Annotated in this window: 9 protein-coding genes; 8 read left to right on the top strand and 1 reads right to left on the bottom strand. The window is 73.5% G+C overall.

Annotation, left to right across the window (positions count from 1 at the left end):
• Positions 1-2: 2 nt before the first annotated feature.
• Genes ACLQ27_RS25170 through ACLQ27_RS25160 form a run of 3 tightly spaced genes read left to right on the top strand, consistent with a single transcriptional unit; the run spans position 3 to position 6,498 of the window.
• A complete protein-coding gene (locus tag ACLQ27_RS25170) occupies positions 3-3,950 on the top strand; it encodes a ThuA domain-containing protein (RefSeq protein WP_425868948.1) in 3,948 nt (1,315 codons plus the stop codon).
• A gap of 8 nt (positions 3,951-3,958) precedes the next feature.
• Complete coding sequence (locus ACLQ27_RS25165; protein ID WP_357574849.1) at positions 3,959-5,488, top strand: cupredoxin domain-containing protein; 1,530 nt, start codon at positions 3,959-3,961, stop codon at positions 5,486-5,488.
• Positions 5,489-5,520: 32 nt separating this feature from the next.
• Positions 5,521-6,498, top strand: coding sequence for a hypothetical protein (locus ACLQ27_RS25160; protein WP_357574850.1), 978 nt, complete (start codon positions 5,521-5,523; stop codon positions 6,496-6,498).
• Positions 6,499-6,588: 90 nt separating this feature from the next.
• Here the strand turns inward: ACLQ27_RS25160 and ACLQ27_RS25155 are convergent, their stop codons facing one another.
• The gene (locus tag ACLQ27_RS25155) at positions 6,589-9,234 is read right to left on the bottom strand and encodes an AAA family ATPase (RefSeq protein WP_357574851.1); all 2,646 of its coding nucleotides are present in this window, start codon (positions 9,232-9,234) and stop codon (positions 6,589-6,591) included.
• A gap of 328 nt (positions 9,235-9,562) precedes the next feature.
• Here ACLQ27_RS25155 and ACLQ27_RS25150 point away from each other — a divergent pair, with 328 nt between their 5' ends.
• From ACLQ27_RS25150 to ACLQ27_RS25130, 5 genes are all read left to right on the top strand, one after another.
• Positions 9,563-9,745 (top strand): mersacidin/lichenicidin family type 2 lantibiotic, encoded by a 183-nt coding sequence (locus ACLQ27_RS25150; protein ID WP_357489613.1) that lies wholly within the window; start codon positions 9,563-9,565, stop codon positions 9,743-9,745.
• 82 nt (positions 9,746-9,827) lie between these two features.
• Positions 9,828-12,989: a type 2 lanthipeptide synthetase LanM family protein gene (locus tag ACLQ27_RS25145; RefSeq protein ID WP_425868945.1), complete on the top strand. Its 3,162-nt coding sequence runs from the start codon at positions 9,828-9,830 to the stop codon at positions 12,987-12,989.
• A complete protein-coding gene (locus ACLQ27_RS25140) occupies positions 12,977-15,202 on the top strand; it encodes a peptidase domain-containing ABC transporter (RefSeq protein WP_357489616.1) in 2,226 nt (741 codons plus the stop codon). Before ACLQ27_RS25145 ends, ACLQ27_RS25140 begins: the two co-directional genes overlap by 13 nt.
• Positions 15,184-15,807, top strand: coding sequence for a flavoprotein (locus ACLQ27_RS25135; RefSeq protein ID WP_357489618.1), 624 nt, complete (start codon positions 15,184-15,186; stop codon positions 15,805-15,807). The genes ACLQ27_RS25140 and ACLQ27_RS25135 overlap by 19 nt, the downstream gene beginning before the upstream one ends.
• Entirely contained in the window at positions 15,800-16,456 is a 657-nt protein-coding gene (locus ACLQ27_RS25130; protein ID WP_425868943.1) for a DUF3105 domain-containing protein, read from the top strand. Before ACLQ27_RS25135 ends, ACLQ27_RS25130 begins: the two co-directional genes overlap by 8 nt.
• Positions 16,457-16,512: the final 56 nt, after the last annotated feature.

The raw sequence follows: 16,512 nt of genomic DNA, 5'->3' as shown, positions 1-16,512 counted from the left end.
GGATGACCAGAGACGTACGACGAACCCTCGCCGCGGTAGCGGCCTTCGCCACACTCATTCCGGCCACCGCCACGGCCACGGCGGCCAACGCCGCGCCGCGACCCGCGGCCGCCGCCCAGGCGGCACAGTCGCCCGGGACGGCAGTGCTCGTGTTCCACGGGCCGGTGGCCGAACAACAGGACCCGGTGTCGCGCGCGGTGGACACCATCCGACAGCTTGCGGCCAGTCATGACATCGATGTCACGGCCACCACGGACCCGGCGGTCTTCACCGCGACGGGGCTGTCGGCGTACCGCAGCGTGGTCTTTCTCTCCGCGACGGGCGCCGCGCTCAACCGCGACCAGGAGGCGGCGCTCCAGAGCTACATGAAGGCCGGCGGCGGCTTCGTCGGCATCGCCGACGCCGCCCGCGCGCAGGTCGACTCCACCTGGTTCACCGGCCTGATCGGCGCCCGCCCGGCGGGCGCCATCCCGGTCGCCGAGCCGGTGGCCGGGGTGACCGCCAGCGGTGACAACCCGCCGAGCGAGACCAAGGAGAAGCTGACCGACGGCGACGCCAACACCAAGTGGCTGGTCCGGACCCCGACCGCGTGGGTGGCGTACCAGCTGGCCGCACCCAAGCGGATCACCGGGTACGCGCTGACGTCGGCCAACGACTTCGTCGGGCGGGACCCGAAGGACTGGACCCTGCAGGGCTCCAGCGACGGGCAGAACTGGTCCGATCTGGACCGACGCACCAACCAGAGCTTCGCGGAGCGGTTCCAGACCCGCCGGTTCGACATCGCCGCGCCGCAGGAGTTCAGCCGCTACCGGCTGAACATCACCGCCAACAGCGGTGAGCCGTTGATCCAGCTCGCCGATCTGCGCCTGTTCACCGGCGCGGCCACCGCGCCGCCGCCGACCCCCGTGAACCGGGCCGTCGTCGACATCCTGGACCGCAAACACCCGGCCACGGCGTCGCTGCCGCTGACCCTCACCCGCTCGGACCGCTGGGACAACTGGGACCCGAACCCGATCGGCAGCGTGCACACCCTCGCCCAGGTCGAGGAACGGCACTACGACCCGGGTCCGGGCGCCAACGGCCCGTTCCACCCGGTGTCCTGGTGCCGGGACTACGACGGCGGCCGGTCGTTCTACACCGGCATGGGCCACACCGAGGGCAGCTACGGCGAGGAGGCGTTCCGTACGCACCTGGCCGGGGCGCTGAACTGGACCACCGGCCGCGTGCGCGGCGACTGCCAGGCGACGATCGCCGCGAACTACAAGGTGGAGCGGCTCACCGCCGCCAACCAGACCGGGCAGCTGGACCAGATCGGCGAGCCGCACGGGCTCACCATCGCGCCGGACGGCACGGTCTTCTACGTCGGCAAGGCGGCCTGCCCGACCGGCCCGATCGCGGACTGGAACGACCCGAAGGTCGGCCTGGGCTGCGGCACCATCCACTCCTGGGACCCGCGGACCAGGCAGGTCAAGCTGCTCACCACCCTGGAGGTGATGGGCAACCGGGGCAGCGGCTCGGAGTTGGTGAAGAACGAGGAGGGCCTGCTCGGCATCGTGCCCGACCCGAAGTTCGCCGAGAACGGCTGGCTCTACGTCTACTGGATGCCGCACGAGTCGATCGACCGGGTCAAGCGGGTCGGGCAGCGCACCGTCTCCCGGTTCACCTACGACCGCGAGGCGCAGACCATCGACCAGGCCACCCGCAAGGACCTGCTGAAGTTCCCGGTGCAGATCCACAGCTGCTGCCACGCCGGCGGCGGCATGGCGTTCGACGCCAAGGGCAACCTCTACGTCGGCTCCGGCGACAACAACTCCTCCGAGGGGTCGCAGGGCTACTCCGGCAACAACTGGACGCAGGAGTACCAGGGCATCTCGTTCCAGGACGCCCGTCGTACGGCGGGTAACACCAACGACCTCGCCGGCAAGATCATCCGGATCCACCCGGAGGCGGACGGGACGTACACCATCCCGGAGGGCAACCTGTTCCCGCCCGGCACCGAGAAGACCCGCCCGGAGATCTACGTGATGGGCGTACGCAACATCGCCCGCCTCCAGATCGACCCGGAGCACCAGTGGCTGACCGCCGGCTGGGTCGGCCCGGACGCCTCGTCGCCCAGCCCCACCCTCGGCCCGGCCAAGTACGAGACCGCCACGATCATCACGTCGGCCGGCAACCAGGGCTGGCCGTACTGCATGGGCAACCGGCAGCCGTACCGGGACCGCAGCAGCACCGACGCGACGATGCTGACCGGCTGGTACGACTGCGGCGACCTGAAGAACACCTCACCGCGTAACACCGGGCTGGTGGACATCCCGGCAGCCCGGGACAACATGATCTGGTACTCGCCGGACGGCGGCGGACCGGTCTTCCCGAAGCGCACCGACGGCAGCGGCCTCCCGACGTACGTCGCGGCCGACGCCACCTACACGCAGCCGTACCTGCGCGGCGGCGGGCAGGCCATCATGTCCGGTCCCACCTACCACCGCGACCGGGTCGATCCGGACAGCACGGTGGCGTGGCCGGCGTACTGGGACGAGAAGTGGTTCATCGGCGACCAGTCGAACGCCGCCAACCGGGTCGCGGTCACCGTCGACCCCGCCGGCGTGCCGACGGCCACCCCGCCGGTGTACGCCGAGTCGCTGCGGGCCATCATCCCCAGCGGCAACGGCGACACCAGACTCCAGAGCTGGATGGACGCCAAGTTCGGCCCGGACGGCGCGCTCTACCTGCTCGACTACGGAGGCGGCTTCTTCAGCCTGCACCCCAACCAGAAGCTCATCCGGATCACCTACACCGGCGGAGCGCCCACCCCGGCACCGGCGGCGACCTCCGTCGCCGTGCAGAACAAGCCGTTGACGATCGCCTTCACCGGCTCGAAGTCCGGCGGCGTGAGCCACCGCTGGGAGTTCGGCGACGGCACCACGTCGACCGAGGCGGACCCCCGGCACACGTACGCCAAGGTCGGCACCTACACCGCGAAGCTCACCGTCACGTACGCCGACGGCGAGACGGCGACGGTGCAGACCACAGTCACTGTCGGCTGCGCGGTGCCGGACTCCCGGGCCACGGTCTGGCTCGGCGACACGGACACCGGCGTGCCCAGCCGCACGGTCGGGCAGGGGTGCACGATCAACGACCTGATCGACGACGAGAGCACCTGGCCCGACCACAACGCCTTCGTCCGGCACGTGAGTGCGGTGACCCGCGCGATGCAGGACGACGGCCTGCTCAACGCCCGTGAAGCGGGCACGCTCACCCGCCTGGCCGCCGCGTCCGACATCGGCCGGGACGGGCGCACCGGATACGAGCCGCTCTACGACGGCACCGCCGAGTCGCTGCGCGGTTGGCAGCAGGCGCCGACGGGATCGTTCAGCATCCAGCCGGACGGGGCACTGCGTTCCAGCGGCGGCCTCGGCATGCTCTGGCACACCAGGGAGTTGGGCGACTTCTCGCTGAAGGTGCAGTTCAAGGACATCGCACCGGGCACCAACCGGGCCAACACCGGCGTGTTCGTCCGCTTCCCGGACCTGCGAACCCCACTGGAGCAGCGGCCACCGGGCAGCTGCGGCACGGTCGGGTCGGCCCGGACCTCGCCGGCCTGGATGGCGATCTACTGCGGACACGAGATCCAGATCTACGACGGAGAGACCGGCGAGCCACAGAAGACCGGCTCGGTCTACAACTTCGACCCGGTGCCGCTCGCCCAGGCCGGCGTCACCCCGAAGAACGTGTGGAACGACTACGAGATCCGGGTGGTCGGGCAGCACTACACGATGATCCGCAACGGCGTGGTGATCAACGAGTTCGACAACACGCCCGGCAAGGAGTCCTCCCGGGCCGGCGATCCGCCCACCGACCTGCGGCAGTTCCTGTCCGGCTTCATCGGCCTGCAGAACCACGGTGACAACGACCTGACCGAGTTCCGCAACATCCGCGTGCGCGAGCTCTAGGAGAGACGATGATCCGACGACTCACGGCCGCGGTGGCGGCGCTCCTGCTCACGGTCACGGCGTTGGCCGCGCCACCCGCCTCCGCCGCACCGCGCGCCGCCGCGGACCAGGTGCTGACCTGGACCGCCGACGACAACATCACCCGCTACAAGTCCGCGCCCACCCAGGCGGTGGCCGGCGCGGCGACGATCATCTGGGAGAACAGCGCGGCCACCGGCAACACGACCGGAATGCCGCACACCCTGACCTTCGACACCAGCACCGAGGGCTACAACCACGACGTCACAGTCAACATCCTGGCCAGCCCGTTCGACGCCAACAACGGCCGCCACCAGGCGACGGTCACGCTGACCCCGGGCCGGTACCGCTACTTCTGCTCGATCCCCGGCCACAGCCAGATGGTCGGCGAACTGGTGGTCACCGACGGCGGGGGAGGCGACGACACCACGCCGCCGACGGTCACCGCCGCCGTGTCGGGCGACCGCGACCAGGACGGCAACTACGTCGGTGCGGCGACGGTGACCGTCGCGGCCACCGACGCCGGATCGGGCGTGCAGACCGTCGAGTACCAGGTCGACGACACCAGCTTCGCGCCGTACACCCAGCCGGTGCGCATCAGCGCGGTCGGTGACCACTCGGTGCAGTTCCGGGCCACCGACCAGGCCGGCAACACGAGCACTGTCGGCTCGGTGTCGTTCCGGATCGTCGAACCGACCGAGGAGGACACCACCGCGCCGGTGGTCACGGCCGCGCTGGCCGGCGACCGCGACGGCGACGGCAACTACGTCGGTACGGCCACCGCCACACTCACCGCCACCGACGCCGGATCGGGCGTCGCCACCATCGAGTACGCCCTCGACGACGCCGCCTTCACCGCGTACACGAACCCGGTCGTGGTGACCGCGGTCGGGATGCACATGCTGCACTTCCGGGCGACCGACGTCGCCGGCAACACGTCGGCGGAGCAGATGTCCCACTTCACCGTCGTCGCCCCGCCCGAGGAAGACGACACGCCGCCGACGGTGGCCGCCGCGGTCACCGGCGAGCGGAACGCCGACGGCGCCTACGTCGGCGCGGCGACCGTCACTGTCACCGCGACCGACGCCGGCTCGGGCGTGGCGTCTGTCGAGTACGCGCTCGACTCCGGCGGCTGGACCGCGTACGCCGGCCCGGTCACCGTCCGCACCCCCGGGGCGCACACCCTGCGCTACCGGGCGACCGACACTGCGGGGAACGCCGCCGCCGAGCAGTCCAGCACCTTCACGGTGGTGGCCGACGGCACCGACGCCTGCCCCGCGTCCGACACCCGCGACACGGTGATCATCGACGGTGCCGACACCGGCGTGGTCAACGCCGACACCGGCGACGGCTGCACCATCAACGATCTGATCGACGAACACGCCGACTACCCCGGCCACGCCGCCTTCGTCCGACACGTCGAGGCGGTCACCACCGCTCTGGTGAGCGCCGGAACGCTCACCAAGCGGCAGCAGGGCGCCATCGTCCGGGCCGCGGCCGGATCGGACGTCGGCGCATGAGCACCCGAATCTCATCGACAGGGAGTACCACGATGCCCGGACGTACCGTCGCCAAGCTGGCCACCGTGACCGCCGTCATCGCCGCCTCGGTGCTGGCCGTGGCGCCCACCGCCCACGCCGACCTGGTCACCCACTGCATCGGCACCGGCGGTGCGGTGACCGTGCCCAACGACCTGCTCGTCCCGGCCGGTGAGTCGTGCGCGCTGACCGGCACCACGATCACCGGCAACGTCACAGTCGCCGCCGGCGCGAACCTGGTGGTGACCGGTGGCCGGGTCAGCGGCGAGGTACGCGTCGCCGCCGACGGCTACCTCGACGCCACCGAGACGAGCGTCGACGGCCAGGTGGTGCTGGCCGCCGGCGGTTACGGGGTCTACCTCTCCAACGCCCAGACCGGTGCGGTGACCGTCCGGCCGAAGGGCTCGGCCACCATCGACAGTTTCCTGTTCGCCGAGGCGGCGACGATCGGCGGGAACGTCACCGTCGGCGCCGGTGAGGTACGGCTCGACGGCGGCACCCAGGTGACGCGCAACGTCAGCAGCACCGGCACCTACTACACCGACGTGCACGACTCGTTCGTCGACGGCACCCTGTCGGTGCTCAACAGCGCCACCGGCAGTGTCGTGTGCGGCAGCGCCGTGCGGGGTCGGGCCACGTTCGCCGGCAACCTCGGCGGCGTCCAGCTCGGCCCGAACGGCGCTCTGGACAGCTGCGCGTCCGGCGGCTACTGGGGCGCGGACGTCAGCGTCACCACCACCACCGGCGGCGTCACCGTCGACGACAACATCATCAACGGCCAGTTGACGGTGACGGGCAACAACCCGGCCGCGCAGGTGGCCGCGAACAACCGCATCCGCGGTGGCGTGACGGGCGACCAGGCCGCGCCGGGCGCCAACCGGGCGGCTCGGATGGCCGCCGCCGACCGGGACGACGCGGGCGACCAGCGGGCCGAGGTTCGTCGTACCTCGGCGGTGCAGGAGGCCACCGCGGCCGGCGCCGCCCGGCTCTAGCCAGCGGATCGACGCCAGCTGGCGTCGGGTCGGACGGCACACGGTCGTCCGACCCGACGCCAGCGGGTCACCGGGTGAGCCCCCGCGCGCCTACCCCGCCCGCTGCGCCCCGATCGCCGTCGGGAGTCCGCCGCGGCCCCGCACGCCGAGCTTCACGTACGCCCGCTGGAGGTGGTTCTCCACCGTCCGCACCGACAACACCAGCTTGGCCGCGATTGCGGCGTTGTCGTGCCCGGCCGAGGCCAGTTCGCAGATCTGTCGCTCCCGGGGGGTGAGCCCGTCCCGGTCCGACGGCCGGGGGCTCAACGGGGGCCAGTATCCGCCGCACCGCTCCCGCAGCAGGTCCGCGCGCCGGGCCAGCAGGTTGGCCCGGCGCTGGTCGCCTCGACGCTGGCAGGCCCGCTCGGCGGCGACCACGGCCTCCAGCCCGAGCGTCAGGTAGCCGCTCGCCTCCAGGGCGCTGCCGACGCGTTCCAGCGCGGCCGGGTCGTCGGCGGCGAGCGCGTGGGCGTAGTCGGACCACAGCGCGAACAGTGGACTGTCACAGTCGGCGGTGACCGTGCGCAGCCGCTCGGCGGTGGCGGCCCCGGGCTCCAGGCGGGACAGCAGGTGCAGGCACTCGACGGTGACCGTCGTTGCCTGCCCGGCACGCCCCTGCAACTCCCGCAGCGTGGCGACGGCCGTCGCCGGGCGGCCCTCCGCGGCGGTCAGCCAGGCGGCGGTCAGCTCGGCGTCGATGGCCACCAGCCCGCCGCCGTGCGGCCCGCCGCCGTCGGAGCGATCGTCGACGAGCTGCCGCAGCAACCTCCCGCTCTCCGCCAGCTCACCCACCTGCGCCGCCACGTACGCGTTCGCCGACAGCACGTAGTCGCGGATCGGGAACAGCGTACGGTCGGCGGTGAGGGTCCGCGCCTCGTGCAGCCAGCGCATCGACCGCCGCATCTGCCCGGCGTGGTAGGCGCACTTGCCCAGGGAGAAGGCGAGCAGACCCACCGCGTCCGCCGCGCCCCGCGTGACCGCGTCCCGGTAGTAGCGTTGCGCCAGCCGCTCGGCGTCGTGCAGTCGTCCGGACAGCACCAGCGCCTGCACGTGGCAGGCCTGCGTCGCGGCGCGCATCGTCGGCCACGTCTCCGGGATGTCGACCTCTCCGGTGTCGAACATCCGCACCGCCTGCCCCGGCTGCCCGTCGAACAGCAGCAGGTACGGCAGCAACGCCGCGACCGCCGTCGCCAACAGCGGGTCCCGGGGCCGGTCGGCGGCCAGGCGTGCCATCAGGGCGCGGGCGCCCCCCGCGTCGCCGCCGAACGCCGCGATACCCACCTCCGCCGCGAGCAGCCCGGCGCGCGCGTCGGCGGGCAGGTCACGACGGCCCCCGTCGATCACCTCGCGGGCGCGGTCCGGCCGTCGCTCTCCCCAGTACATGTTCAGCGCTCGCAGCGCCGTCGCCTCGGCGCGGTCGCGCGCGTCGTCGAGGTTGGCCGCGGCGCGTGCCAGGTGCCCGTCGGCCTCGTCGCCGCGCCCCTGAGCCACCAACGCCCGGCCCACCTGCCAGTCGCCCCGCGCCGAGTCGACCCTCCGGCCCAGCCGCTCGGCCAGCGGCGCGTCGTGGCGGCGCAACGCGTACTCCGACGCCGCCAGTAGGTCGTCCGGATCGACAGGCAGATCCGCCTCGCAGCGCCAGGCCGCGATCCGGGCCCGGGCCTCGGTGCCGACGCCGTCGACGCCCGCCAGCGCCTCGGCCAGGGTCCGGCGCAGCCGGCGGGCCCGTAGCTCCCCGGTGCGGTTGCGGACCACCTCGGCGTACAGCGGATGGCTGGTCTGCACCAGCACGCCCGTGTCATGCCGGACCAGGCGGATCAGGCCGCGCTCCTCGAGCCGTTCCGCGACGGGCGAATCGACGGTCCGCTCGATCAGCGCCAGCGGAGCCGGCTCGGCGTGCGCGACGTACCGCAACGCCTCGGCCTCCTGGGCGGTGAGCGTGCCGAGGGTCTGCTCGATGAGGTCGGACAGGTGCGTGGAGCACAGCGACTCGGCGGGCCACGTCCACATCCCGTCGCGCTGGACCAGGCCGCCGTCGCGCAACCCGCACCGGAGCGCCTCGCGCAGAAAGAGCGGGTTGCCCTGACTGATCCGCCACAGCGCGCCGACCGTCAGGCCGTCGACCGGGCCGCCGAGACCCTCGCGGACCAGCACTGCCGTCTCGTCCGGGTCCAGTGGCGGCACGTGGACCCGGTCGACCGCGCGGAAGCGGTGCAACGCCGCGACCGGCGCCGCGGCCAGGGCGTCACCCCGGACACTCGCGACCACCCGCACGGTGCCACCCACGACGAGGCGTTCCAGGAGCGCCCCGGACGCGTCGTCCAGCCAGTTGAGGTCGTCCACCCCGACCACCACGCCCCGGCCCGCCGCGACCTCGCGCAGCCGGCGCTCGACGTCGCGAAAGACGTCGGCGACACTCGCGTCCGACGGCTGGGGCAGCCGGCTGGCGAGCACGCCGAACGGCACGCCACGCCAGCCCGGAGTGGCGGTGACCCGCAACACGACATGCTGGCGCCGCAGCGCCTCGGCCAGGACCTCCTCCAAGAGTCGGCTCTTGCCCACCCCCGGATCGCCGGTGAGCAGGACCCCCCAACCCGCTGACGCGGTGAGCGCCTCGACCGCCCGGTCACGCTCGCGTGCCCTGCCGACGAACGGCCAGCCGGCGTCCCCGTCGACGAAACCACCTGATGCAGCCACGGAACCCCTTCAACCCGGCCGGGTGCCCGCCCCGGGCCCGGTCGCCATCTCCGTCCTCGATCCGCTCGCTTGGCCGGACCGTGTGTACCGCGGCGGTCTGGGTGGCGCGGGCCCCACCCTCACACACCCCCGCCCGGTGGCGCCGTCAGCTTCCAGACATGCCTGCACACCTGACGCCCCGAACCCACGGTTCGGTTGTCGTCCGCGTGACACGACCGGCCCGGGATGAGGTAGCCGCTACTCATGTGCCGGCACCCCCGCCGCCCGCAGGCTGATTTCTGCAAGCGACCGCCGGACAGGCCGACGGTCGTCGCGAAAGGAGCCACGAATGTCCATCACCGACATCGTCAGCAGCTGGAAGGACGAGTACCGCCGCGCCGCCTCGCCCGAGGCCGTCGAGACCCACCCGGCCGGTCTGGTCGAGCTGGACCGCGACCAGTTGGAGACCGTGGCCGGCGGCGCCGCCGCGACCGGCGGCCACACCAACGCGTGCTGCCACTGCGTCTGCTGATTTCGAACCCTCGGGTCCGCACGGGGTCCGGGCCTGGCCCGGACCCCGTCGTTCCGCCCAACCACCGCCACGGGAGCCCCGCATGTCCGAACACCCGCACCGCGCCACCGACGACCCGAGCGCCCGCGTCGAGCAGCGCCTCCTGGCCGCGCTGAGCATCGCCGAACGGCTGGCCGCGCCCGCGCCGACGGCGTCGCTGCCCGGCGAGCGGTCGCGGTGGCGGCTGTCGCGGTGGCGCACCGCCGGCGCGTTCACCGACGACGAGGACTGGCGAAGCCGGCTGACGGCGGAGGGTATCGACGAGCAGGTGCTCCTCGCTCTGCTCGACGAGACGCCCGAGCTGCTCGCCGCACGTCTGCACGGGACGCCGGCCTGGATCGACGACCTGCTGGCCTGCTACACGCGAGCGGCGGACGGGGAGATCGGCCCCGACCTGCTGCCCGGTCGCCCACTCGACGCCTGTCTCGTCCTGGTGGCGCCCCTGGTCGCACAGGCCCGCGCCCAGGTGGCACGTCGGACTCGCGACCTCGCCGGCGACGCCGTGCCGCTGCCCGCCGACGCGGACCGGCTCGGACTGACCGGCCTGCTCGACGAGCTGGTCGTGCTCCTGAGCCGGGCCGTCGTCCTGGAACTCAACATCGACCGGCTGCACGGCACGTCGTCCGAAAAGACTCCGCAGGAGCGCTTCATGGCGTTCTTCGGCAGGTACCGCGCTTCCGGGGCGGCGCTGGACCTGCTGGCCGACTACCCGGTCCTGGCCCGGCAGGCGTACGGGCTGACCCGCGCCTGGGCCGAGCGGACCGTCGAGTTCCTGCACCGGCTCCGCGCCGACGCGCCGACGCTCGCGGCGACCTTCCACTCCGGTGCCCCGATCGGTCGCCTGGTCGAGGTCGAGGGGACCGGCGATCCGCACCGCGACGGCCGCCGGGTGCTGGTGGCGACGTTCGACAGTGGGCTGCGGCTGGTCTACAAGCCCCGCCCGATCGCCGTCGAGGCCCGGTTCCAGCAGCTGCTGGCCTGGCTCAACGACCGCGGCGCCGACCTGCACACCTTCACCGTGCTGCCGCGCGGCGAGTACGGCTGGGCCGCGTACGTCGACACGCGCGCCGCCGCCACGACGGCCGGTCAGCGCCGCTACGCCTACCGCTTCGGGGCCCTGCTGGCCCTGTTGCAGGCCATCGGCGCCACCGACTGCCACCAGGAGAACGTGGTCGCCCACGGTGAGCATCCGGTCCTGATCGACCTGGAGACCGTGTTCACCCCGGCGGTCGTCCGGTCCACGAGCTTTCGGGGCGGCGACGCGATCGCCGACTCGGTGCTCGCGGTCGGCCTGCTGCCGCGCGCCGACGAGGCCGCCGGACCGCTCGGAGACGGCTGCAACTGCTCGGCGTGGCAGGCCGAGGGGACCGACGAGATGCGACTGTGCGCTCCCGGTCACCACCACGACGAGCAGGACCGGCAGAACCTCGCCACCGCCGGCGCGGCGACCGACGTCGCCGAGCACCTGCCGCAGGTGGTGCGGGGGTTCGAGTCGATGACGCGCCTCCTCGTCGCCGTCCGCGACGATCTGCTGGCCCCGCACGGGCCGCTCACCGCGTTCGCCGCCGACGAGATCCGTGTCGTGCTCCGCCCCACCCGCACGTACCTGCGGCTGCGCGACGCGGCGCTGCACACCGACGCGCTGCAGGACGGCCTGGACACCGAGCGGCTGTACGACTGGCTCTGGTCGGGGGTGGCGGAACTGCCGATGCTGGCGGCCACCGTCGGGGCGGAGCGCGCCGACCTGGCCCGCCGCGACGTGCCGATGTTCACCACCCGGGTGGACTCGCGGGACCTCTGGAGCAGCCGGGGGCAGCGACTGCCGGGCCTGCTGGCCCGATCCGGGCTCGACGAGGCGCGTCGCCGGCTCGCCCGGCTCGGACCGGCCGACCTGACGCGGCAGCGCTGGCTGATCGAGGCCGCCTTCACCACCCGGGTGGACGCCACCGACGCGCCCCACGCGCGGGTGCGCTGGCGGCTGGCGGAGCTGCCGCCCGTGCCGACACCCGCGCCGGCGGCCTACCTGGCCGCCGCGGCCGAGGTCGCGGACGTGGTCGCCGGTCTCGCCAGCGCAGGTGCCGAGCCGACCTGGTTCGGGCTCACGCCCTCGACCACCGACCCGGGCCGGTGGGCGCCGACGCCGCTCGGCCCGCACCTCTACGACGGCGTCGCGGGCGTGGCGCTCTTCCTGGCCCACGCCGGCCGACTCACCGGTGCACGGCGATTCACCGACCTCGCCGCCCGGGCGGCTGCCGGGCTGGCCGCCCGCGTCCTCGACCAGCGGATTCCCGGCGACCGGATCGGCGCGTTCACCGGTTGGTCGGGCCTGCTGTACACCTTCGGGCACCTCGGAGCGCTGTGGCGGACCGACCGGTTCGCGCCGGCGGTCGACGTGGCGCTGGCGCGGATCGTCACGCTGGCCGCCAGCGAGCAGGCCGTCGACCTCGTCGACGGGTACGCCGGCGCCGTCCTCGCCGTCTCCGGCGCGGGTCTGGACCCCGACCGGGTCGAGCCCGCCCTGAGCGCCGCCGCCGCGCGACTTCGCGCCGCCGCCGAGCGCTACCCGCACCCGGCCCGCGGTGCCTCCGGCGACCCCCTCGGCGGACTGTCGCACGGCTCCGCGGGCATCGCCGCCGCGCTGGCCCGGGCCGGGCAGGTGACCGGCGATCCCGGCTACACCGACGCGGCGGCCCGCGTGCTCGCGTACGACAGCAGTTTGTTCCGCCCTGAGCTGGCGAACTGGGCTGACCTGCGCCGGCCGGGGGAGAGCACCGTCACCTGGTGCCACGGTGCCCCCGGGGTGGGGCTGTCGCGGCTGCTGCTGCGCGACGCCCTCGGCCCCGACGAGGGCCTGGACGCGGAGATCGACACGGCCGTCCGGACGACGCTCGCCACCGGCTTCGGTCGTAACCACTCGCTGTGCCACGGCGACCTCGGCAACCTCGACCTGCTGCTGACGGCCGTCCCCCAGCAGGCGGCGGCGCCCGCGGCGGCGGTGCTGCGCGACGGCCTCGGCGGTGGCTGGCGCTGTGCCAACCCGACGGCCCTCGCCACGCCGGAGCTGATGACCGGCCTGTCGGGGATCGGGCTCGCCCTGCTGCGGCTGGCCGCACCCGAGCGGGTGCCGTCGGTTCTCGTGCTGGCACCACCGGCGGACGCGCGCACCGGCGCGCTCGGCGTCCGGAGGCGACAGTGGGCCGCCTGACCAGCGCCCGGGCGTGGTGGCGCCGGCAGCGGGTGCCGCTGGTGATGCAGATGACCGACACCGACTGCGGCGCCGCGTGCCTGGCCATGATCGCCCGCCGGCACGGCGTACGCGCCTCGCTGGCCCGGGTGCGCGAGGGGCTCGACATCGGCCGCGACGGCGTCACCGCGCGGGCGCTGCTGACCGCGTCCTCCCGGTTCGGGTTGCGGGCCCGCGCGTTCCGCGCCGACGCCGCCCAGGTCGCGCAGCTGCCCCTGCCGGCCGTCGCCCACTGGGAGGACTCCCACTTCGTCGTGGTGGAACACGTCGGCGCGCGAGGTGTGCGGCTCGTCGACCCGGCGCTCGGGCGTCGGCTGCTCAGCGCCGCCGAGTTCGCGGCCGGCTTCAGCGGCACGGTGCTGACCTTCACCCCCGATCCCGAGGCCGTGCCCGAGCCCGCCGTCTCCCGGCCCGGCCCGCTGGCCCGTTGGCGGCGCGCGCACCCGCTGCTGCGGCCCTTCCTGCCCCGGCTGGGCACGGCGTTCGGCGTCTCCCTGGTGCTCCAGACCCTGGGACTGGCCCTGCCGTTGGCCACGACTGTCGCCTTCGACCAGATCATGCCGGCCCGGGAGACCGGCCTCATGCCGTACCTGGCGTTGGGCATCGCGGCGCTGGTGCTCACCCAGTTCGGCGTGGCCTATCTGCGCTCCCGGCTCCTGGTCACGTTGCAGGCCAGTGTGGACGCCGCGCTGATGACCCGCCTGTTCGGGCACCTGCTGCGGCTGCCGTACGCGTTCTTCCAGCAGCGGGCCGGCGGCGACCTGATGCAGCGGTTGTCCAGCAGCATCCTGCTGCGCGAACTGGTCACCACCCAGGTGCTGACGGCGGTGATCGACGGTGTGCTGGTGATCGCGTACTTCGCGGTGCTGGTGGCCAGGGACCTCACCTTCGCCGGGCTCGCCGCCGCGATCGGTGTCGTCCAGGTGGTGGCCGTCGCGCTCGTCAACGGTCGGCTGCTGCGGCTGACCCAGCGGCACCTCACCGTGCAGGCCGACGCGGAGAGCGCGTTGATGGAGGCGCTGTCGGGCATCGCGACGGTCAAGTCGATGGGCGCCGAACGGCAGGTGTACGACGGTTGGCTGCGCCGCTACACCACAGCGCTGGACGCCGACATCGCCCAGAACCGGCTCTCGGCAACGGTCGCCAACATCACCGCGAGCGTCCAACTCGCCGGGCCGCTGGCGTTGCTGTGGCTCGGCACCGGCCGGCTCTTCGAGGGCGCCGGCCTCGGTGCGACACTGGGCCTGCAGGCGTTGGCGTTGTCCGCGCTCACCCCGTTGGCCTCACTGGTGAGCAGCGCGCAGGTGCTCCAGTCGGTCGTGTCGCACCTGCAGCGCCTGCGGGACGTCTTCGCCGCCCGGCCGGAGCCCGCCGGGGACCCCGACCTGCCGACGCCCCGCCTCACCGGCCGGATCACCGTCCGCGACCTGAGCTTCCGCTACGACGGTGGCGCGGCACCGGTGCTGCGGGACATCTCCTTCGACGTCGCACCGGGGGAGAAGGTCGCGGTGGTGGGGCCCTCGGGCAGCGGCAAGAGCACCCTGGCCATGCTGCTGACCGGCCTCTACCGGCCCACCGGCGGGGAGATCCTGTTCGACGGGGTGCCCCTGTCGCGCATCGACCCGACAGCTCTGCGCCGCCAGTTCGGGGTGGTGTTGCAGGAGAGCTACCTGTTCCGCGACTCCATCCGGCGCAACATCAGCCTGGTGCATCCGGGTGTCGGCATGCCGGCGATCCGGGCGGCCGCCGAGGCCGCCGCCATCGACGAGGACATCGCGGCGATGCCGATGGGCTACGACACCCAGGTCGCCGAGCGGGGCCAGGCGCTCTCGGGTGGGCAGCGGCAGCGGCTGTCCATCGCGCGGGCCCTGGCGGGCCAGCCCGCCGTGCTGCTGCTCGACGAGGCGACCAGCCACCTCGACGTGGCAACCGAGCGGCGCGTCGACGAGGCGATCTCGGCGATGCGCTGCACCCGGATCGTCGTGGCCCACCGGCTGAGCACCGTCCGTAACGCCGACCAGATCCTCGTCGTCGCCGATGGCCGGCTCGTGGAGCGCGGCCGGCACGACGACCTGCTGCGGGCCGGGGGCGTGTACGCCGACCTGGTCCGCTGCCAGTTGACCGATGACGAACCCGCCCACGCAGGAGGCGACGCATGGACACCCGTACCGTGACCGGGGCGCCGCAGCGCCCGGAGGTCTCCGCCGACGACCCGCAGGCGTTCCCGGCGCGGCGGATCCTCGTCGCCGCCTGCGGATCCGCGGATGTGCTGACACTGCCTCAGTCGATCATGGTGATGCGCCACGCGTTGGGACTCGACGTGCGGGTCGTGCTCACTCCCGCCGCCGCCCGCTTCGTCCCGGCCGCGTCGTTCGCCCTCCTGACCGGACACCCGGCGCTGACCGACGAGGAGGCGACCAGCGAGGTCACGCACCTGACCCTGACGGGGTGGGCGGATCTGGTGCTCGTCCTGCCCGCCACCGCCAACACCCTGGCCAAGGCCGCCCTGGGAATCGCCGACACCCTGGTCGCCACCTGCGTGCTGGCCGCCGCCGCTCCCGTCGTGCTGGTGCCGTCGATGAACGCCGCGATGTGGCAGCGACCCGCCGTGCAGCGCAACGTGGCGCGGTTGCGCGCCGACGGGTACGGCGTCGTGCCGCCCGTTCCCGTGCTCGCGCTGAGCACCGGCACCCTCGCCGGCCGGGGGATGCCACCGGTGGAGACGGTGCTGGAGTGGACCGCCGCCCACCTGCGGGCGCAGGGAGTGGGCCGTGGCTGAGGCACGCTCCGGGTACGGGCCGAGAATCGCCGCGGCGGTCACCGCGCTCGGCGCCGTCCTGCTCGTGGTGGCGGCCACCCCGTTCCTGCGCGCGTACGCCGACCCGGCCTCCCGCCGACCGGCCGCCGCGATCGGGGTCGACGCCGACCGGGCCGGCTGTGATCCGGAGCTGACCGACCGGATCAGTGGCGCGGGCCTGCACGTCGGCCCGGGGACCGCCGAGCCGTACGTCACCCGCGTCCGGTACGACCTGGTCCCACCGTCGTCCGGGCCGCACTTCGTGGTGCCCGCCCCGACCGTGCGCCGCTTCTATGTCGCCCGTGACCGCCCGCCCATCGAGACACTGGTCCACAACCTGGAACACGGCTACACCGTGCTGTGGTACGTCGAACCGCTCGCCCCCGACCAGATCGAGGCACTGCGGGCGTTGGCCCGGACGTTCGGCGACGACAGCTACGGCGGCAGGTTCGTGGTCGCGCCGTGGGACCTCGACTACGGGGCGTTCCCGGCCGGCCGGCCCCTCGCACTGTCGCACTGGGGTGCGCAGGCCGGGTACCGGCAGTTCTGTGCCACGGTCAGCGGCGCGGCAGTGCAGCGGTTCGTCCTGGCGCACCCGCGCAGCGACGCTCCCGAGCCGACCGGTATGTGAGGCCCCCGACTGCCCGCCGGTCCTGCCCGGCTCCGACTGCGGCGCGCGGCGACGGC

It is taken from the genome of Micromonospora sp. DT63 (genome assembly GCF_049841615.1).
Lineage (GTDB): Bacteria > Actinomycetota > Actinomycetes > Mycobacteriales > Micromonosporaceae > Micromonospora.
Note: the sequence above shows the minus strand (reverse complement) of the source record. Positions and strands in the feature narration are given on the sequence as shown.